The sequence below is a fragment of the Pseudomonas sp. 6D_7.1_Bac1 genome, assembly GCF_025465945.1.
Taxonomy (GTDB): domain Bacteria; phylum Pseudomonadota; class Gammaproteobacteria; order Pseudomonadales; family Pseudomonadaceae; genus Aquipseudomonas.
Map to the genome: position 1 here is coordinate 11,776 of NZ_JANLNW010000078.1, position 18,931 is coordinate 30,706.

Sequence of the window (18,931 nt, forward strand, 5' to 3'; positions counted from 1 at the left end):
AAGTGTCAACAAAGAAAAGGGGAGGCCCATTCGCCGGTCTCGGGTCAAGGCCACCCCTGTTTAGAGCGCTTTCACCGGTATGCAAATCTCACATTCCAGTACGCCGGTTTTCTCATCGTAGTGGGCCTCCACCGGATACCGTTCAAAGCACGGCCGGGCATCGAACTGCATGCCGCTTTTGGGGAGCCAGTCGCGGCAGAGTTCGGTCCATGCATCGGCAATCTCCGGGCCTTTGCCTTTGAATGGGGCGATGGCGTAGAGGCCGCCGGGCAGGGTGGTGACGGCGGCCTGTTCGCTGGCGCCGAAGTTGTCCGGGACTTCGACGCAGGCGTCGTAGCGGCATTTCTCGGGGGGCGTAGTGAACGGGTCGTCGTGGCCGATGCCGTAGCGCACCCATTGCAGCAGGTTGTTTTCGATCATCCACGGGGCCACGGTTTCGCGCCAGAAGGTGCCGATGCCCATGCCGTAGGGACCGATGTAGCGCATATAGGCCACGCGTGTGGGAGGCAGTTCTTTCAAGGTGACGTTCATCGTCTGATCCTTCATATGAGTGAAGGCCTCAGGATCGGCGAAGTCTGTGGCCTGTGCCTGATCAGGATTGCTCAATTGCTGCTGGCGTCGTTCGCGGATGCCGGTCAGGCGCTGATCCCAGCGTTCGGGTTCGGTGATGCGCCAGGTGCTCGGGGTCACTGAGAAGTGTTGCTTGAAGGCGCGGGAAAAGGCTTCGCCGGAGCTGAAGCCAACTTCCAGGGCAATCTCCAGAATGGAGGCTTCGGGCCTGCTGGCCAGTTGCTGGGCGGCGCAGGCCAGTCGGCGTCGGCGCAGGTAGTCGCCGAGGGTTTCACCGACCCAGGCGGTGAACAAACGATGAAAGTGGTAAGGCGAGAAGTGCGCGATTTGCGCCAGATCGGCCAGCTCCAGAGGTTGGTCCAGATGCTGGTCGATATGCACCAATACCCGATTCATGCGGCGCGTGTATTCGCAGAGGCTGTGGTACGCAGGGGTCATGGGCTTCATTCGGAACAGCAGCTTGATGAGCCCTTGATCGCCGGTTCGTCTTCGTAACGATCGTGATGGCGCACCCATTTCATGCCTTGCTCCTCGTTGCGGCCCTTGGGCGCCAGGTCGAGGTAGTTATAGGCGCCGACCAGCAAGTCCAGGCCGCGAGCGTAGGTGGAGTAGGTATGGAAAATTTCCCCGGCGTCATTGCGATAAAACACGCTCAGCCCCGGCAGTTCGCCTTCGGTGCTGGTGCTCTTTTCGTAGTTGTAGGTCGCGGTGCCGTCCGCGAGTTCCTGATCGCTGATGGTCACCTTGTAGTCGGCGTTAAAGTCACTGCCGGCCGATGACAGCCATTTGAACTGCCAGCCCATGCGTTTGCGGAACGCCTGGAATTCGCTGAGTGGTGCGTGGGAAACCACCACCAGCGAGACGTCATGATGGGCCAGGTGCTGATTGGCACCGTCGATGTGATCCGACACAAACGAGCAGCCGGGGCAGCCTTCTTTCCAGCCCTTGGCGAACATGAAGTGGTAGATGATCAGTTGACTGTTGCCGCCGAAAAGGTCCGCGAGGTTTTGCCGTCCGTCGGGGCCTTCGAACACATAGTTTTTGTCGACTTTCACCCAAGGCAATGACCGACGTTCGGCGCTGAGTTTATCGCGTTCCCGGGTAAAGGCTTTTTCGTGAATCAAATGCTGTTTACGGGCTGCGAGCCATTCTTCTCGGGACACGACTTTGTGCTGTTGCACGCTGCTCATGACTTTCCCTCCTGCGAGGTTGGCGTTTTGTAGCTTACACAGCCTAGTCGATTGGCCGACGGGCAAATCGACAAGCCGCTGATCGGTTGTCGGCATTTAAGAAGCGCGCGTTGCCTTCAAGCACTTCATTGCGCTGAAATCGCTGCGCACCTTGTCGATTTTCTTCAGCAGATGCTGGCGTTGATCGGCAGTGCTGTCGGCCATCAGATCGACGATCAGGCTGCGCGCCTGGGTTTCGGTGTTGGCGTTAACCTGGCGGTAGGCGGGGGTCCAGAGGGTTTCGCGATCGACCAGCAGGGTTTCGATGCGTTGTGCAAAGTCGCTGCTGTGGCGTTGCTCCACCGCGGCACTGAACAATGCCTGCCAATGGGCGCGGTTGGCGATCCATTGCTGATTCTGCTCGCCCAGCGCGTTGGACCAGGCAGTAACGCGCTGCTCCTGAGCTGGGGTAAGGGGCCCAAGCCAGTCGCCCAGGCGTTTATCCATGCGTTCGCTACGATGTTTGATCTGCTGTGCCAGCGGCGGTTTTACGTATTGGTCCTCTCGTTTGCGCAAGTCCTTGGCGAAGGCCTGCTTCATCTCGCTGACCTGTTGGTCGTTCAGCCCTTGCAACAACTCGACCGCCGACGGGGTGATTTCCCGGGCGGTCTGGGCGATGGCTTGCTTGGCTTCGAGGATTCTGGCTTGCAGCGCGGCGTCCGTGACTTGATGGGTTTCGACCATCTGCTGCAAGCGATCAAGCCAGTCGAGGTAGCCGGGCAATTGCGTGGAACAGTGCCAGTTGAGGTGTACCTTGAGGCGCTCGTTGAGCCAGTCTTTCTGCTCGCTGTTCATGTCCAGGTAGTCGTTGAGCGTCCAGGGAATGATCACGTCGAGATTGCGATAGGCCAGGCTCACTCGGTTGCAGGCCGGTAGCGCGAGGCACAGGGTCAGGAGCAGAGTCAGGTGTTTCAACCAGCGCGACATGAGCCAATCCTTGCAAAGGCATTGTTCTGATATCTGAACGCAGGATGGACCCGGCCGTTCAGCCGATCAATAGAACGCGCGCTTGGCCTTGAAGGATGTCGCTGGGGGAGGAGGGTTCCAGTCCTAGCGCTTCGAAGCTCAAAGCGCTTAGGGACCAGGGTGACGCGAGGGGGGTATTACTTTTTGCCCAGGGTGATCTGCTTGGACGGGCCGAATGTCTGGCCGCTGACGCCTTTGGCAATTTGCTGGATCTCGCCGCCGGACTTGAGGAAAAGAGCAATCTGGTCGTTGATCGATTCGCTGGTTTCAACGGCTGGAGCTGGCTTTGCTTTGCTGTTGGATGCTTTTACACGCATGGCGGCCATTAACCTGTAGAAAATTAACTTGGCCAAGCATCGTACAGGAAATACTTGACAATTGCTTGGTAAATATCGGCCTGAAATAACCGACGGCAGGTGTCGATTATTCAGAAGTTGCTGTTCACGATAACTGTCTAAGCTGCTGTTTTAAATAAGAACACTGGCGTGAAAAATATCGTGTATGGCTTACCGATATCAGTGAAAAACGCCTGAACGGTCTGACGAGCGGGCCAGACTCTGGCGCAAAACCCAGGAAAAATGAGCCTCGCAGAGGAATTTTCTTCGCAAGCCAGCCGGCCACCCAACGGCGCCGGCAAAACCGGGTAGAATGGCGCCCAAGCAATGAGGGTATTGGAAATGGCTTTAGTCGGGCGCTACAACAGCTTGCAAGTGGTTAAACACACTAACTTTGGTTTATATCTGGACGGTGGCGCGGATGGCGAAATCCTTCTGCCTAATCGTTATATTCCAAAAGATATTCCCAGCGAAGATGAAGACTGGCTGAACGTTTTTGTTTATCTGGACAGCGATGACAAACTCATCGCAACTACAGAAAAACCGAAAGTTCAGGTCGGTGAATTCGCCAGCCTTAAAGTCGTTGAAGTCAACAGCATTGGTGTGTTTCTCGACTGGGGTCTGCCCAAGGACCTGCTGCTGCCGTATTCCGAAGAAAAGCGGCAGATGACCGCTGGCGAATACTGCGTGGTGCATGTCTACCTCGACAAGCACACCCGCCGCATCACCGCGACCGCGCGTCTGGATCGCTACCTGGACAAAACCCCGGCCAGCTACAAACCGGGTCAGGAAGTTGACCTGCTGGTGGCCGAAGCGACCGATATGGGCTTCAAGGCGATCATCAACAACAAGCATTGGGGTTTGATCCACAAGAACGAAATCTTCAAGTTCATGCGTGCCGGCAAGGAAGAGAAGGGCTTCATCAAGGAAGTCCGTGCCGATGGCAAGATCAGCCTGAGCCTGCAGCCCGTGGGTGAAGAAGCGGCCACCAGCCTGAACTCGAAGATCCTCGCCAAGTTGCGCGACAACAACGGCACCTTGCCAGTCAGCGACAAGAGCGACCCGGCGCTGATCAGCAGCCTGTTCGGCGTCAGCAAGGGCAACTTCAAGAAGGCCATCGGCGCGCTCTACAAGAACGGCCAGATCGTCATTCACGCGGATCGCATTGAGCTGAGCTGACCTCAGCTCGCGCAGCCGAGGGCCGGTCAGCATGAAAAAAACGCTGTGTGCCTGTTCAAGGTCGCTCTCAGGCAGTTTTTTCTGTCTGTCTGGTTAATAATTCAAAGCATCATTCTTTGCCCCGGCCAAGTACCGGGGCATTTTTTTATTGAGTAACTGCTATGTTGTTAACCGTGTGCGAGGTTTCGCGGTGATTGCCACTCGGCGCAGCGCCGATGGTTTTGCCCTGCAAGTAATGCTGGGACTGTGCCTGGTCTGGGGCATCCAGCAGGTCATGATCAAATGGGCGGCGGCGGACATCGCGCCCGTGATGCAGGCCGCCGGACGGTCCGGTATTTCCGCGTTGCTGGTGGGTGTGTTGATCTGCTGGAAGGGTGGCTGGGACCAGGTCGGCAGCACCTGGCGCGGCGGCTTGCTGGCGGGCGGCCTGTTTGCCACCGAGTTTTTGTTCATCGCCGAAGGTCTGAAACTGACGACTGCGGCGCACATGTCGGTGTTCCTCTATACCGCACCGATCTTCACCGCACTGGGCGTGCACTGGCTGCTGCCGAGCGAGCGTTTGCGACCGTTGCAATGGCTGGGAATTCTGCTGGCGTTTATCGGGATTGCCATGGCATTTGCCGGGGGCGTGTCCTGGGACAATCTGGACCGACGGATGCTGCTCGGCGATGCTTTCGGCGTGCTGGCCGGGGCGGCATGGGGCGCGACTACCGTGGTGGTGCGCGCCTCGCGGCTGTCGGAAGCACCGGTGACCCTGACCTTGTTCTACCAACTGATCGTCGGCTTCGTCGGCCTGTTGCTGATTGCGATTCTCAGCGGCCAGGTTACCCATGTCAGCCTGACCCCCGTAGCGGTGGCCAGCGTGTTGTTCCAGGGATTGGTGGTGTCGTTCTTCAGTTACCTGATCTGGTTTTGGCTGCTGCGCCGGTATCTGGCGGCGAATCTGGCGGTGTTTTCGTTCATGACGCCGCTGTTCGGCGTCACGTTCGGGGTGCTGCTGCTGGGAGAGAAATTGAGCCTCAACTTTGTGATCGGCGCTGTGCTGGTATTGCTGGGCATCACTTTTGTGAGCGCAGAGCAGTGGCTGCGCCGTCGTTTGCGCAGAGCGCTTGGGCAACCTTGACCGGACGTAGCAACAGGCCGCCACTGATGAGCAAACCGCTGCCGGCGATCATCAACGCCGGTTGCAAGCCACCGCTGAAGTGGCTGCTGAGCGCCGCCAGCAATGGCCCACTGAGCTGACCCACGGCGAAGCACGCGGTCAGCAGGCCGGCGTTGCGCTGGGTGGCATGCGGCGCCAGTTCTCGTGAGCGCTGCATCACCAGTTGCATGCAGGCCAGAAACGGCGTGCCGCAGAGGATCACCCCCAGGGCCAGACCGAGACCGCTGCCCAGCAGGCACGCGAAGACCCCGGCCGCTTGCAGCCACAACGTCGCGATCAACCAGTGACGCGTGGCATCGGGTTTATGCTTGCGCAGACTTACCAGCAACACACCGGTGGCGGCCGCCAGGCCAAAGCATGGCCAGAATAGATCCGCCTGCCATTGACCCTGGAAACGTGCGCTGGCCATCTGCGACAGGAAGGTCGCTGGGATGATGTAGCCCAGACCATACAAGGCGTAGATCAAACCCAGTCGCGGGATTCCGGCACTCCTTGAGGCGACGACGGTGGGGGCTGCTGCCACGCTCGTGGCCGGTTGCGGCAGGATCGGCAGAATCACCAACAGCATTGCCAGCCCCACACCGGCATACACCAGCCACAAGGTCGCAGAGCTTTGTCCGAACAGGTTCGAGCCGAGTGCGAGCAAACCCGTCAGAAAAATCCCCAGCCCTGGCCCGGCAAATACCAGCGCGCCGAGCCGTGGGCGCCCGGCCGCCAGTGCCAATGGCTGACTCAACGCGGTGATCATCACCAGTACCCAGGCGCTGGCGACACCGGTCCCAAAGCGCAAAAACAGATGCGGCCAAAAGCCCTTGGCCCAGAACGAGGCGAGGGTCAGCAGCACGCACAGCCACAAACCACTGAGTAAGCGCTGACGGACTTGTTCAGGGCGACGGGCGAACATCGCGTCCACGGCACCGATGAAGTAGCCCAGGTAATTGGCTGCCGCAATCAGGCCAGCGGCGGTCAGGTCGATCTGACCTTCGCTGAGTAAATGCGGCAGCTGTGGGGTGAGGGCAAAGCGGCCAATGCCCATGGCCATCATCAAGGCAATGAAACTGGCGAGTAAGCGAACAAACGGCGACATGGTCAGGATTCCTGCAAAGGAGCAATGACCGTCAGGCTAGGACTGATTGACTTTCTTTAAAAATGAATAATAGTGAGCAACTTGTTCTTGTTTGGAGAAAGGTGTGGAGTTCAGCCAATTGCGTATCTTCCAGGCCGTGGCCGAGGAAGGTTCCATCACTCGGGCCGCCGAACGCCTGCATCGGGTGCCGTCAAACCTGTCGACCCGGCTCAAGCAACTTGAGGATCAGTTGGGTGTAGAGCTGTTCCTGCGCGAGCGTCAGCGCTTGCAGCTTTCGCCCGCAGGCAAAGTGCTGCTGGACTACACCGCCAAGCTGTTTGCCCTGCATGACGAAGCCCATGCGGCGGTACAGGGCGGGCAACCGGCTGGCGATTTCGTACTTGGCACCATGTACAGCACTGCGGCGATTCATCTGCCGGCGTTGCTGGCACGCTATCACCGCACTTATCCGGCGGTGAACCTGCAAGTGCAGTCCGCGCCCAGCGGTGAGCTGCTTGAAGGCCTGCTCAGCGGTCGCCTTGATGCCGCGCTGGTGGATGGCCCGCTGGAGCTGGCCGGGCTCGACGGTGTGCCGCTGTGTGACGAAAAACTGGTGCTGATCAGCGAGGCCGATCATCCGCCGGTACGCAGTGCACTGGATGTGCAGGGGCGCTCGGTGTTTACCTTTCGTCAGGGCTGTTCCTACCGGATGCGCCTGGAGGCCTGGTTTGCTCACGACCACGCGGCGATGGGCCGGGCGATGGAGATCGAGTCCTATCAAGGGATGCTGGCCTGTGTGATTGCCGGCTCCGGCGTGGCGCTGATGTCCGAGTCGATGCTGGCCAGCCTGCCGGGGCGCGAGAGCGTGGCCGTGCATCCGTTGGCCGAGCCATTCGCCAGTGCCACCACCTGGCTGATGTGGCGCAAGGGCATGGTCGGCGCCAATCTCAATGCCTGGATCGAAGTGCAACAAGCGGCGTTCGGTGGTGGTTGCCCGGTTGGGGCTGATTTTGATGGATTCGGTAACAGATCTTTGCGTACTGAGGCGAGCATTGCGTAAGACTTCGGACTACTATCTGTATGAAGCGTCTATAGAACCCGGTCGCTCAGCATTACCCTGAAGGGGGGCACCATGAAAGAGAAATTGCAAAACTGGCTCCATGACCTTGGTGTCGCGCTTGGTTTGATCGAACCACCTCTGCAGCCCGTGCCTGTGCGCACTGACGATGAGCAACGCCGTCGGCAGCAAACCCGCCGCTAAGCACCTTCCAACGCCGAAGATCGTAGCCTTCGACAGCCCCTGCTGGCATCGCGCCAAACCGTAGGAGCTGTCGAAGGCTGCGATCTTTTTATTTCTGCAGACGAAAAAAAACGGGTGTGGCAACCGACGCCACACCCGCCGAAGAAAGCGGTTCTATTTTGAGTCTGTGATCAGGCAGCGCTGGCCTGGGCAATCGGGCGCGGGGACAGCAGGCTGACCACGACGAAGCTGATCAGGCCCACAGCCAGGCTGTAGTAGATCGGCGTATTGGCATCCAGGCCATCCTTGAACATGAACACCAGGGCGGTGACGAAGCCTAGGCCCATGCTGGCGATAGCGCCGGAGGTGGTTGCACGTTTCCAGAAAATGGCGCCGATCAATGGGACCAACATGCCGCCCACCAACAGGTTGTAGGCCAGGGTCAGGGCGCTGATCACGTCGCTTACCACCAGGGCGATACCCAGCACGATAATGCCGGTGAGCAGGGTGAACAGGCGGTTGATTTTCAGGCTCGACTGTTTACCGCCGCGCAGTTTAGGCAGCAGGTCTTCGGTCAGGGTGGTGGAAGCGGCGAGCAGGCCGGCGCTGGCGGTGGACATCATGGCCGCCAGGGCAGCAGCGATCACCAGGCCACGAATGCCATCCGGCAGCGAAGCTTTGACGATCGCGGCGAAGGCGTTGTTGACGTTGCCCAGGTCCGGGATCAGCACATGAGCAGCCATACCGATCAGGGCACAAGCCAGGCCGTAGAAAATGCAGTAGACACCGGCGACGGTACCTGCGTACTGAGCGACTTTTTCGTTCTTGGCGGTGAACACCCGTTGCCAGATGTCCTGACCGATCAGGATGCCGAAGAAGTAGATCATGAAGTAGGTGATGATGGTGTCCCAGCCAATGGTGGTGAAGCTGAAGCTGGACGCTGGCAGTTTCGCCACCAACTGATCCCAGCCACCCACGCGGTACAGGCAGATTGGCAACAGGATGAACATCAGACCGACGGTCTTGATCACGAACTGAACGATATCGGTCAGGGTCAGCGACCACATGCCGCCGATGGTCGAATACACCACCACCACGCCACCGCCGAGTACTACCGAAATCCAGAACGGCAGGCCGAACAGCACTTGCAGCACGGTGCCGATGGCCAGGATTGAGGTCACGCCGATCATCAGCGCGTAGGCCAGCATGATCACCGCACTGGCTTGACGCGCCATTGGGTTGTAGCGCTTTTCGAGGATCTGGGTAACGGTGAAGATCTTCAGTTTGAGCAGCGGCTTGGCCAGGAACAGGTTCAGCGCGATGATTCCACAGCCCAGTGCAGCACAGAGCCAGAAACCGGAAATGCCGTGGACGTAGCCCAGGCGAACGGTACCGACGGTCGATGCGCCGCCCAGTACGGTGGCGGCCATGGTGCCCATGTACAGGGTTGGACCGAGGTTACGACCGGCCACGAGGTAGTCTTCGTGGGTCTTGGCCTTGCGCATGCCGTAATAGCCCAGCACCAGCATGCCGGCGGCATAGATGAGTACAACGAATAAATCCAAAGCCATGAAGCGTGTCTCCGATTGTCTTTCTTATATGAGTCTCGTAAGAGCAAGGCTTGCTGTGGCGAGGGAGCTTGCTCCCGCTGGGCCGCGTAGCGGTCCTAAAATTGCGACTGCTGCGCAGTCGAACGGGAGCAAGCTCCCTCGCCACAAAAGCTCTGTCCTTACGGGTAATGCTTGAGTCAGGCGGTTTTGCGCATGACCGGTTCAGCGAGCAAATCCGTGCCCTTGCTGCCCGAACACTGCTGCTGTTTCGGGGGAGCAGGCTCGACAACGTCAGCGGTCGCACAACGCCGGATTGGCATTGCACGACAGCAACGGTTGTTCGAGGGTGTAGAAAACGAAGCCGGCATCGGCGCTCAAGCAAGCGTGGTGATCGTTGCGGGCGAACGCCGACACCCGTCAGGCGGCGGCTTTCAAAACCTGATCACGTTCGCTTGGCGTCAAGCCTCAGCGGTGAGCCACGCCCGGCAGTACGCAGAGCATTTCGTACAGCAGGTTGGCGCCCAGCAGCGAGGTGTTGCCGGTGGTGTCGTAAGGCGGCGAGACTTCGACCAGATCGCAGCCAACCAGGTCGAGGCCCTGGCAGCCACGAACGATTTCGATCGCCTGGATGGTCGTCAGACCACCGATTTCAGGGGTGCCGGTACCTGGAGCCCAGGCCGGGTCGATGCCGTCGATGTCGAAACTCAGGTACACCGGACCGCCGCCGACTTTTTCGCGGACTTCAGCCATCAGTGATTCCAGCGATTTGTGCCAGCACTCTTCAGCCTGAACCACACGGAAGCCCTGCTTGCGGCTCCAGTTGAAGTCTTCAGCGGTGTAACCCTGAGCCCGCAGACCGATTTGCACGACGCGGTCGCAGTCCAGAAGGCCTTCTTCCACGGCGCGGCGGAAAGTAGTGCCGTGGGCGATTTTCTCGCCGAACATGTGATCGTTCACATCGGCGTGGGCGTCGATGTGCACCAGACCGACCTTGCCGTGCTTTTTATGGATGGCACGCAGGATCGGCAGGGTGATGGTGTGGTCGCCACCGAGGGTCAGCGGGATCACGTCGTGTTCGAGGATCTCGTTGTAAGACTCTTCGATGATGCGCACGGCGTCCAGCAGGTTGAAGGTGTTGATCGCCACGTCACCGATGTCGGCAACCGACAGCGAGTCGAACGGCGCAGCACCGGTGGCCATGTTGTACGGGCGGATCATGACCGATTCAGCACGGATCTCACGCGGCCCGAAGCGGGTGCCGGGGCGCAGCGAAGTACCGATGTCCAGCGGCACGCCAATGAAGGCAGCGTCCAGGCCGGCAGCGGTTTTCAAGTGGGGGAGTCGCATCATGGTGGCGATGCCGCCGAAGCGCGGCATTTCATTGCCGCCCAGTGGTTGGTGAAGAATCTTGTCCACGGGTATGGCCTCATCATCATTGTTTTATTTATGGGGTTGCTCCGTGCAAAAGGAATGCACAGGCACCTGTTGAGCGGATTCTGCGAAATGTAGTACGGGAGAAGAATCGCTGCCGGCAAATACTTAGTTCAGATTTTTCTAAACTAATGGCCGTGGCAACGATAGACTTCACAAACTCACGGGAAGGACACCCAACTTGTGGCGAGGGAGCTTGCTCCCGCTCGGCTGCGTAGCGGCCGCAAACCGGCGAACGCGGAGTGCCTGGATAAGCACCACAACCGGAGGGGCCGTTTCACGGCCCAGCGGGAGCAAGCTCCCTCGCCACAAGAAACGCGCGCTTTCCCTTGCAACCGGAGCCTCCTCCCATGGCCAACGCCTTACCCGACCTGAAACTATTGCGCATCTTCGTCAGCGTGGTGCGCCATCAGGGGTTTGCCAACGCCCAGCAGGAGCTCAACCTCTCGACCTCGGCCATCAGCACCTACATGAGCCAGCTCGAAGCGGCGCTGGGGCTGGTGCTCTGCCATCGTGGGCGTGGCGGCTTCAGTCTGACCAGCAAGGGGGAGTTGTTCCATCAGGAGACCCTGCGCCTGCTCGGCGAACTCGAAGGTTTCGAGCAATACGCCGCCGCGCTCAAGGGCGAACTGCGCGGCACGCTCAACCTCGGGGTACTCGACTCGACCGTCAGTGACAAGGCCTTGCCGTTCGCCGAAGCCATTGGCGCCTACAGCCAGGAACACCCAGCGGTGCATTTACACCTGTCGGTGATGAGCCCTTACGAGCTGCAGCTCGGCGTGCAAGACAACCGCCTCGATCTGGCCATCGGCTCGTTCTCCACGCGCATGAGCGGGCTGGTCTACATGCCGCTCTACCGTGAACAGCACTGGTTGTATTGCAGCAACCGTCATCCGTTGTTCACCGAGCGGCGGATTCCCGAGCAACTGATCACTCAGCAACGCATGGTCGGTCGCGGTTACTGGAGCCAGGCCGAATTAGCCCGCCACGGCTTCAAACACAGCGCGGCGACCGTGGAGAGTATGGAAGCGCAGCTGATTCTGGTGCTGTCCGGTGCCTACATCGGCTACCTGCCAGAGCACTACGCCCAGGCGTGGGCCGACAAGGGTGATTTGCGCGTGCTATTGCCGGCCACCTTCGGCTATCAGGCGCCGTTTTCGATGATCGTGCGGCGCGGACGCAGCCGTGAGCCGTTGATCCAGACGTTCCGCGATCTGCTCAAAGCCCAATTGAATCAGACCTGACCATGTCCAGAATCCAATGCCCGCGCTGTCTGCGCCCGCAAACCCATTGCCTGTGCCCGTTGATCCCCAGTCTCGACAGCCGCACCCGAGTGCTGCTGTTGCAACATCCCAGCGAAGTGAACCATGCGCTGAACACCGCGCGGCTGGCGGCGTTAGGGCTGAACAATGCCGAACTGATCGTCGGCGAAGTGTTCGAGGATTTGCCGCACCTGTTGAATCAACCCGGTTATCAGGCGCGCTTGCTGTTCCCGGCCGACGACGCGCAACCGTTGCGGGCCTATACGCCCTCCGATCAACCGTTGCTGCTGGTAGTGCCGGACGGCACCTGGCGCAAGGCGCGCAAGTTGCTGCACCTCAATCCATTGCTCGCGGCGTTGCCCCGCGTGACGTTGGCCGAAGGTGGTGTGTCCCGTTATCGCTTGCGCAAGGCGCCGGGGCCTGGGGCGTTGTCGACGGTGGAGGCGATTGTGCAGGCGTTGCAAGCCCTCGAAGCTTCCACGAACTTCGAGCCGTTGCTACGGCCGTTTGAGGCATTGATTGAGGGGCAGATCGCGGCGATGGGAGAGGAGGTTTTTCTGCGTAATCATGGTGCGACCTGATCGTTGCCATGCTCTGTGTACCACGGGGAATGGGGGTGTGGCAGAGCCGAAGGTCTCCCTCCTTTTCGCCGTTTACTTTTCTCGACGCAAAAAAAGTGGAGTGGGTAACGAGACAGACTGATTACCATTAATGAATCTGTCCCGTTTTTTGACATAAAAAGGGGACGAATAAATAAATTCGTCCCTTTTTCTGTACCCGGTATTAGTTGACCACCGCACCTCGATAGATGCATTTTCCACCTATCGAGGTGTCCGGGGAAATTAGACCACTACAGACCACTGCAACCTTCTTTATGTGAGAACGGCGCAAAACGCCGACTGAAGAAGTCTATCCCCCACTTGTGGGTAGCCGAGTCCAGATCCAGTAAGACCGTAGGTGGGGTCGTACCACAGCGAATAAATGACTATCTGGCCGTTAGAATACTGATACATACCGCACTGCCACCGCCTGCCTGTGGGCCCTGCTTGCGCGAAAAGTTGTTGAATGTTACTAAAATTGTTCGCTATGGCCGAATACGGCTCCCCGTCGTAAATGCTCACCCCTTGGGCTTGCCCCCAGGCAAGCGCGTCCCGCGCATACATTAATGTATTGTTTATGAGCATCCGGTATACCCTGGACACCGATACCGGGTAAGACACGCTCGCTCCGGCGGCATCAGTAACTTGAATCGTAGCTCCTCCGTTCTTGATCCCTGACACTTTTCCACCCGCGTCCACCGTGGCGACGCTGGGATCTGTAGACGCGAAGATGTAGGGGGGCACGCCCCCCTGCGGCAAACGGGTGGCCGTGTTACCTGTGACCTCCTTTGAGGCCCAGCCGTAGCTCTGAACCAACTTAAGTCCATTCAAGACCATTGTGGTTTGATCGATCTCCAAGTGTTGGCTGACGATATAAGTCCGTACAGGGAAGCTCGTTGCCGTTGCGCTGTTGGACACCCCGTCAAAATTTACCCTGAAGGTGATCTTCAGCACACTGCCATTCTTGAGTGATTTCAACCAGGCCAGCGGCACAGGACTGCTGAACCCTGGCAACGTGGTATGTGGCTCACCTTTGCGATCCTCGAAAGTCACCGCTGTGCCATTGGCATCGATCCCTTCATAACTCGACCAAACGGGTTGCCCCGTCGCCTGGTGCGGCCATTCGCTTACGCGCAGTAGGTCGCTGGCCTGCAGTTTGGTCACGTCCAGTGCGTTACCGGTCGCACCATCGATTGCCGGGATTGGCAAACTCGGATGACTATCCGGGATCTTGCCGATGGAAACGGTCAGCTCCTGCGAGTCATACGGGGTGCCGTTCCGGAACAGCACATAACGTAGTGTCACCACCTTGCCCATATTGGCCGCGATAAAGGCTTTGTCCAGCTGAAAGTCGGCTTGGCTGTTGGTGTTGAGCGGTTTGGGCTGGAAGGTCGGGGAGCCCGCGCCGGGGGCGCCGACGACGATGAGCTGGACAGTGTCGCCCGGGCGATACCCCAACACTTCCACCCGGCCCGTGGCACCTTGCAGGTTGGCCGGGTCCAGCGGATCGAGCACGCCGTTGGCGGATTTAATCAGACTCGGTGGCAGCAGGTTCGGCAGTCCTTCACCGATCACCCGTGCGTTGGCGGTTCGGGAGGTGGCGATGATCACGCCATTTCGAATCAACTGATAGCTGACCCGCACCACGCTGTTGGCCAGTACCTTGTCGTTGGGCACCAGGAGTATGCAGGGTTTCTTCTGGCCGAAGGGGTCGGTCTCGACAACCCCCGTGACTTGCACCACCACATCCGGCTGACCCGGCAACGTGGCAATGTAGGTGATGGCGATGCTGTCGCCTTTCTGGAAGCGGCCGTCGCCGGTCAGGATGACCACCGACAGGTCATTGCTGCCCAGTTTTTCCAGGTCGATGGTGTTCGGGTCGTCGTTAGCGTCGTCGAGGATTTCGCGCAGGATGGGCGCCGGCAAGCGATTACCCCCCAGGTCGACATCGACGATGTGCGAGGCCGACCAGGGGTTGTTGGGGTCGGGGTTGTTGCCGAGCTGATCGGTGACCGTGTAGGAGAAATTAAACTGCGGATTGTCCCTGGCCTGTTCCAGGTCGGCGCGGGTGACGGTAAAACACACATGGGTCGGGGTGTCCGAACCCGGATCGGGCGGTGCGGGGGCCTCGCCCGGCGTGACCGTGTGGTAGACCGGGTAGCCGTTGCAGTTCAGCCAGATCACATCGTAGGCGCGGCAATAGGGGTAAGACACACACACCTGAGCACTGACGAAGTCAGGGCCAACACCGTTCTTGATCGCGTCGGGCAGGATCAACTCCAGCTCGGAATGGCCTTCGACATTTGGAAAACGGTCCACGTTTCCCGGGCGGACGGCGTTGTATAACATCTCCAGCGGCGGCTCGGAGGTGCCCATGTTCTGGCTGCCACGGGTTATGGTGTAGGTGAGGCGGTTGACGATCCCTGCCAGCAGCATTTTCTTGGGGATGTAAAGCGTGGTGATGCTGCTCGCGGTGTCGGTCTGCGTGCTGACGATGGCTGTTTGGCCATTCAGGTTGATCGAGACGGTATCGCCCGGCGCCTGATCCAGATAAGGATCTACGTCTACTCTGAGGCCCATGGGCGTCAGGTCATAAATGCGCAGCGAAACGCCAAGATGAGCCCCCTCCACCGGTTCTGTTGCACCGGGGATCCTGGGTGGAAACAGCGCCAGCACGGTGTTGTCGGGCGTTATGTTGTCAAACGCATTCGCACTGAAGTCCGGTGGTGTGATGCCAAACGCGCTCATATCAACCGGGACGATGTCGGGCAGGTCGGTTTGATCGTTCATCTGAAGCCGCTCCTTGTCGGTAAGCCCGCCCTGAACAGCGGCCTGATGGGGGCTATCAGACACCTGACAAGGACAGTCTGGCTACTGTCAGAAGTTACAGGTCGGGGTGGGTTTGAGACGAACGGTCGCTGCATCGGCACTCATCACGACTCGCCTGAAAAGGACAGACCCCGCCGTTCCGGTCGACACATCCGTCCCAATCCACCCTGCATTCAATCCATCAGCGCTGACGCCAGAATTGCCGCGCTGGATTTAAGGATCGGCAGCGACTTGAGCACCGGAAAACACAGCCCGGTGTCTGGTGAGCAATAAAAACCTTCCAGGTTTTTCAGCGGCAAATGGGTGCCTGGCACTGAAAACACCTCGCAGGGTCGGCGACCGGATAGGTCGGGACGGGGCGCCACCTCGGGAGGGGTGATGACAAAACAGACCGTGGGGTTGAGCGGGTTGGCGGACGTTTTTATCGGGATCTGCTCTACCAGCGTTGCACCGAGCTGTTCAACGACCCCGGCGATGTTCTTGATATAGCCCAGCCGATCCATACGCTGTCGACCCTGCTCGCTGTTGATTTCGTAGCACGGTTCGAAGAGCACCAGTTTGTCGATCGTCACCCGGAACAATTCTTTCAGGAGTTCGCTGAGCGTTTCGCCGTTGGGTTCCAGCGCATGGCTTGAAACGGTGACGTTGATGGATTTGTCGAGCAGGGGAATTTCGCTGATGTCGGCGATAAACGGCGTGAGTCGCTCGAAGGTTTTACCCATGTGTTGCTGTGCGAAGGCCAGGCCCTTGTACACCCGTGACCAACTGATATCGAAGGCGTAAAGCTGATCGGGCGGGAAGGGTAATTGCCGGGCGATCAGGCTCAGGGTGGTCAACTCACCGGTGCCGATGTCCAGCAGTGAGTCCTGAGGCTTGAGGTGCTGGCTCAGCAGGCCGGCCAGTTCTCCCGCGTAGGCCTGCGCCTGGGTGAGATTGTTTTCGACGTAATCGATGTATGTGCCGGCCTGCAGGTCGTAGGCGGCCTCGATGATCTCGGGGGAGTTGTAGCTCAGTTGCTGTTGCTGGCGAAGCAGCTCCGTGATGTTCTTGCCTTGCGCGTACGCCTGGCGGGCGGCCAGCATATCGAAATGCTTGAGCGCAGTCCTTGTCTTGTTCATGGGCGGTCGCTGTGTCGAATGGGGAGGGTAATGCCGCACAGTTTGCCCTGCTTTGAACCCTGTCGGGCAGCGCTGGGCTAAAAAATCCTCCGGCACTGGCCAGTGCCACATGGTGTTCGCCTGTCGCCGCCTGATGAGTCCCCTACATGGGCGCTGGCGGTCCGATCAATCGGCCCATGACGCCGAACAGCCCCAGCGACTTGATCGTCTCCAGTTCTTCCTGTGTCTCTACCTGCTCGGCAATCAACGGCAAATCAATGCTGTGGGTCGCGCGGAAAATGGCTTCGATGAACAGGCGTTTGTCGCTTTGCTGGTCGATGGCACGAAGATAAATGCCGTCGATTTTCAAGTAGGCCAAACCCAGTTGAGTAAGGTTGCCGATCTGGCTGAAGCTGCCGCCGAAGTGTTGCAGGCCGATCCCATAACCGGTGTTGCGCAGGCTCAGGCTCAGTTGACGCAACTCTTCGGGCGGCGGCAGTTGGCGCTCGTCGAACTCCAGGGTCAGCAACGGTGCGAGGGCGGGCAGGGCGTCGAGCATGTCGAGGATCAGGCGCAGCTGTGTGGCATCGCGCAGGGTACTGCCAGACAAGCTCAAGGCCAGCGGCCAACGGTGTTCGGTCAGGTAGTCGAGGGTGTGTTCAAGCATGGCCAGGTCGAATCGCGCCGACCAGCCCAGGCGCTCGATCCAAGGCAGAAAATGTCCGGCGGCAATCGCCTGGCCCTGCGGGTCGAGCAGCCGCGCCAGCACTTTGTGGTGCAACACTTGGCTGGTGTCGGCGCACTGCACCACGGGTTGAAAGTACAACTGCATTTTGCCGTGAGTCAGGGCGTCATCGATCCAGGTGCGCCAGTCGTGCTGCGTCTGGCTCGCAGCGTTATCGGACAGCTCCAGATGCACCCACGGTCGTTCCGGATGCTGCTGGGCCTGAGTCAGTGCCTGATCCAGGCGCAGCAGGACACTGGTGGATGCTTCGCCCGGTGTGTAAGCGACGATCCCCAGATGCGCCACCGGCATGCAGTCGCTGGCGCCGGTCAGACGCAGGTTTTCCAGGGTGGCGCTGATCTCTGCGGCCAGGCGCGCCGCGTCCTTGCTGTCCAGGCCAGGGGCCAGCAGGCTGAACTCGCCACCACGATTACGCGCGGCCAGCCAAGTGTGGCGATCCGGCTGCTGGATCAGACGTTTGAGTAGCTGGGCGACGGCGGTGATCAGCGCGTCCGTGCGCTGGCTGCCGAGTCGCTGATTGAGCCCGGTCAGGTCATTGATTCGCAGCATCAGCAGGTGTCCGGCGCTGCTTTGTTCGGTCACCAGCAGGTGATCAGTGAGTTGCTCATTCAATAAACGTCGGTTGGCCAACCCGGTAAGGCTGTCCTGATACGACTCGGCGCGGAGTTTTTCGCAGCATGCGGCTTCTTCTGCAAACAGCCCTTCGAGTTTTTCGACCATCTGGTTCATCGCCAGCACCACGCGTTTGAGTTCCGGGGTATTGGGTAACTTCGGCAGGCTGAGAAACTCGCGTTTGCTGATGGCTTGCGCCTGTTTGACCATCGCGTCCAGCGGACGCAGTTGCCGGCGCAGCAACCAACTGCCGAACACCGCGCTGAGCAACCCGCACAGCAGTAACCAGATCAGACTGCCAAGGGTACTGTCCCACAGTTTGGCCAGAGCAAACTGTGGGCTGCTCACCACTTCAACGCGCGCTACTTGCTCCCCACCGCGTATGACCAAGGCATCACCCCCTTGCGGGTGCAGGTTCACCCGATCGACGAACCAGCCCGGCACGCCTTCGGTGGTGGCGGGCGCATTGTGCTCCACCAGTACGCGCTCGTCCTCGATGTTGATCACCCGAATACTGGAAAAATAGCCGCTGTCGAAGATCGAACTGACCATCAATTCAATCATCGCCGGGTCGTCGATCTGCGTGCTCAGCGACAGCCCCAGCGCCGTGGCAGCGTCCTGGGCATGGGAGCGTAATTGGCCGAGCATCTGAGCACGTGAGCTCTCCAGGCTGACAAAAAAACTGCCGCTGAAGGCCACCAGCAAGAACAGGCAGATAGCCAGAAACAGCTGTTTGAGTAGCGACATGAGACGCTCCTTGCCCGTTAGCCGTCGCCTTTGCGCGCACCTTCGCAGTCGCAATGTTGACCCCCGCTGGACTCTGCGAACGACAGGGTATGTCTGGCGACTGATATGCAGATGTTTGAAGTTTAGGTGCTGTTTTGTGAAAAGCAGGGCAGGTCGTTGGAGGGAGGGTGTATCGCTACAAGAGGAATGTGTTCAAGACTGGGTATGCCGCAGGAGATACACCGTCACCCCCCGACGCTACGCTCAGCCAGCCAATGGCCAGCAGCACGTAACGCAGGAAGGCAGTTGCCTATGGACATGGACGCCATAGGC

16 protein-coding genes and 1 pseudogene are annotated in these 18,931 nt (G+C 59.2%); 6 read left to right on the plus strand and 11 right to left on the minus strand.

Annotated features, from left to right (window positions below; translation table 11 throughout):
• Positions 1–60: 60 nt before the first annotated feature.
• The 4 genes from NTD87_RS23560 to NTD87_RS23575 form a co-directional block, all read right to left on the minus strand.
• Positions 61–1,008: a GyrI-like domain-containing protein gene (locus tag NTD87_RS23560; protein WP_262116601.1), complete on the minus strand. Its 948-nt coding sequence runs from the start codon at positions 1,006–1,008 to the stop codon at positions 61–63.
• A 5-nt stretch (positions 1,009–1,013) separates the two neighbouring features.
• Positions 1,014–1,760, minus strand: a complete 747-nt coding sequence (locus NTD87_RS23565; protein WP_262116602.1) for a DUF899 domain-containing protein — start codon at positions 1,758–1,760, stop codon at positions 1,014–1,016.
• 96 nt (positions 1,761–1,856) lie between these two features.
• Positions 1,857–2,726 (minus strand): DUF6279 family lipoprotein, encoded by an 870-nt coding sequence (locus NTD87_RS23570; protein WP_262116603.1) that lies wholly within the window; start codon positions 2,724–2,726, stop codon positions 1,857–1,859.
• A gap of 176 nt (positions 2,727–2,902) precedes the next feature.
• Entirely contained in the window at positions 2,903–3,091 is a 189-nt protein-coding gene (locus tag NTD87_RS23575; RefSeq protein ID WP_185015272.1) for a hypothetical protein, read from the minus strand.
• A gap of 351 nt (positions 3,092–3,442) precedes the next feature.
• On the opposite strand from NTD87_RS23575, the gene NTD87_RS23580 reads away from it, so the two are divergent.
• Positions 3,443–4,279 (plus strand): S1 RNA-binding domain-containing protein, encoded by an 837-nt coding sequence (locus NTD87_RS23580; RefSeq protein ID WP_262116753.1) that lies wholly within the window; start codon positions 3,443–3,445, stop codon positions 4,277–4,279.
• A gap of 190 nt (positions 4,280–4,469) precedes the next feature.
• Positions 4,470–5,402, plus strand: a complete 933-nt coding sequence (locus tag NTD87_RS23585; protein WP_262116604.1) for a DMT family transporter — start codon at positions 4,470–4,472, stop codon at positions 5,400–5,402.
• Here NTD87_RS23585 and NTD87_RS23590 read toward each other — a convergent pair.
• Entirely contained in the window at positions 5,338–6,528 is a 1,191-nt protein-coding gene (locus tag NTD87_RS23590; RefSeq protein ID WP_262116605.1) for an MFS transporter, read from the minus strand. The two genes, NTD87_RS23585 and NTD87_RS23590, sit on opposite strands and share 65 nt — an antisense overlap.
• Positions 6,529–6,631: 103 nt before the next feature.
• On the opposite strand from NTD87_RS23590, the gene ptrR reads away from it, so the two are divergent.
• Positions 6,632–7,567, plus strand: coding sequence for a putrescine utilization regulator PtrR (gene ptrR / locus NTD87_RS23595; RefSeq protein WP_262116606.1), 936 nt, complete (start codon positions 6,632–6,634; stop codon positions 7,565–7,567).
• A gap of 72 nt (positions 7,568–7,639) precedes the next feature.
• Positions 7,640–7,768: a PA1414 family protein gene (locus tag NTD87_RS23600; RefSeq protein ID WP_262116607.1), complete on the plus strand. Its 129-nt coding sequence runs from the start codon at positions 7,640–7,642 to the stop codon at positions 7,766–7,768.
• Positions 7,769–7,938: 170 nt separating this feature from the next.
• Here NTD87_RS23600 and NTD87_RS23605 read toward each other — a convergent pair whose 3' ends face one another.
• The 3 genes and pseudogenes from NTD87_RS23605 to speB form a co-directional block, all read right to left on the minus strand.
• Entirely contained in the window at positions 7,939–9,318 is a 1,380-nt protein-coding gene (locus NTD87_RS23605; RefSeq protein WP_262116608.1) for a sodium:solute symporter, read from the minus strand.
• Positions 9,319–9,594: 276 nt separating this feature from the next.
• Positions 9,595–9,711, minus strand: a pseudogene (locus NTD87_RS23610) (DUF4440 domain-containing protein); the annotation flags it as partial.
• A gap of 51 nt (positions 9,712–9,762) precedes the next feature.
• Positions 9,763–10,713: an agmatinase gene (speB, locus tag NTD87_RS23615; protein ID WP_262116609.1), complete on the minus strand. Its 951-nt coding sequence runs from the start codon at positions 10,711–10,713 to the stop codon at positions 9,763–9,765.
• A 365-nt stretch (positions 10,714–11,078) separates the two neighbouring features.
• Between speB and NTD87_RS23620 the strand changes: the two genes are divergently transcribed.
• Together NTD87_RS23620 and NTD87_RS23625 are read left to right on the plus strand one after the other, a co-directional pair.
• Positions 11,079–11,972, plus strand: a complete 894-nt coding sequence (locus tag NTD87_RS23620) for a LysR family transcriptional regulator (RefSeq protein ID WP_262116610.1) — start codon at positions 11,079–11,081, stop codon at positions 11,970–11,972.
• Positions 11,973–11,974: 2 nt separating this feature from the next.
• Positions 11,975–12,571, plus strand: a complete 597-nt coding sequence (locus NTD87_RS23625) for a tRNA-uridine aminocarboxypropyltransferase (protein ID WP_262116611.1) — start codon at positions 11,975–11,977, stop codon at positions 12,569–12,571.
• 291 nt (positions 12,572–12,862) lie between these two features.
• Here the strand turns inward: NTD87_RS23625 and NTD87_RS23630 are convergent, their stop codons facing one another.
• From NTD87_RS23630 to lapD, 3 genes are all read right to left on the minus strand, one after another.
• The gene (locus NTD87_RS23630; protein ID WP_262116612.1) at positions 12,863–15,379 is read right to left on the minus strand and encodes an Ig-like domain-containing protein; all 2,517 of its coding nucleotides are present in this window, start codon (positions 15,377–15,379) and stop codon (positions 12,863–12,865) included.
• 212 nt (positions 15,380–15,591) lie between these two features.
• Positions 15,592–16,536: a class I SAM-dependent methyltransferase gene (locus tag NTD87_RS23635; protein WP_262116613.1), complete on the minus strand. Its 945-nt coding sequence runs from the start codon at positions 16,534–16,536 to the stop codon at positions 15,592–15,594.
• Positions 16,537–16,678: 142 nt separating this feature from the next.
• Positions 16,679–18,619 (minus strand): cyclic di-GMP receptor LapD, encoded by a 1,941-nt coding sequence (lapD, locus tag NTD87_RS23640; protein WP_262116614.1) that lies wholly within the window; start codon positions 18,617–18,619, stop codon positions 16,679–16,681.
• Positions 18,620–18,931 lie beyond the last annotated feature (312 nt).

Excerpts from the sequence above, each read along its gene's own strand:
- NTD87_RS23560 (WP_262116601.1), bottom strand. The coding sequence starts at position 1,008 with ATGACCCCTGCGTACCACAGCCTCTGCGAATACACGCGCCGCATGAAT.
- NTD87_RS23565 (WP_262116602.1), bottom strand. The coding sequence starts at position 1,760 with ATGAGCAGCGTGCAACAGCACAAAGTCGTGTCCCGAGAAGAATGGCTC.
- NTD87_RS23570 (WP_262116603.1), bottom strand. The coding sequence starts at position 2,726 with ATGTCGCGCTGGTTGAAACACCTGACTCTGCTCCTGACCCTGTGCCTC.
- NTD87_RS23575 (WP_185015272.1), bottom strand. The coding sequence starts at position 3,091 with ATGGCCGCCATGCGTGTAAAAGCATCCAACAGCAAAGCAAAGCCAGCT.
- NTD87_RS23580 (WP_262116753.1), top strand. The coding sequence starts at position 3,443 with ATGGCTTTAGTCGGGCGCTACAACAGCTTGCAAGTGGTTAAACACACT.
- NTD87_RS23590 (WP_262116605.1), bottom strand. The coding sequence starts at position 6,528 with ATGTCGCCGTTTGTTCGCTTACTCGCCAGTTTCATTGCCTTGATGATG.
- NTD87_RS23600 (WP_262116607.1), top strand. The coding sequence starts at position 7,640 with ATGAAAGAGAAATTGCAAAACTGGCTCCATGACCTTGGTGTCGCGCTT.
- NTD87_RS23605 (WP_262116608.1), bottom strand. The coding sequence starts at position 9,318 with ATGGCTTTGGATTTATTCGTTGTACTCATCTATGCCGCCGGCATGCTG.
- NTD87_RS23620 (WP_262116610.1), top strand. The coding sequence starts at position 11,079 with ATGGCCAACGCCTTACCCGACCTGAAACTATTGCGCATCTTCGTCAGC.
- NTD87_RS23625 (WP_262116611.1), top strand. The coding sequence starts at position 11,975 with ATGTCCAGAATCCAATGCCCGCGCTGTCTGCGCCCGCAAACCCATTGC.
- NTD87_RS23630 (WP_262116612.1), bottom strand. The coding sequence starts at position 15,379 with ATGAACGATCAAACCGACCTGCCCGACATCGTCCCGGTTGATATGAGC.
- NTD87_RS23635 (WP_262116613.1), bottom strand. The coding sequence starts at position 16,536 with ATGAACAAGACAAGGACTGCGCTCAAGCATTTCGATATGCTGGCCGCC.
- lapD (WP_262116614.1), bottom strand. The coding sequence starts at position 18,619 with ATGTCGCTACTCAAACAGCTGTTTCTGGCTATCTGCCTGTTCTTGCTG.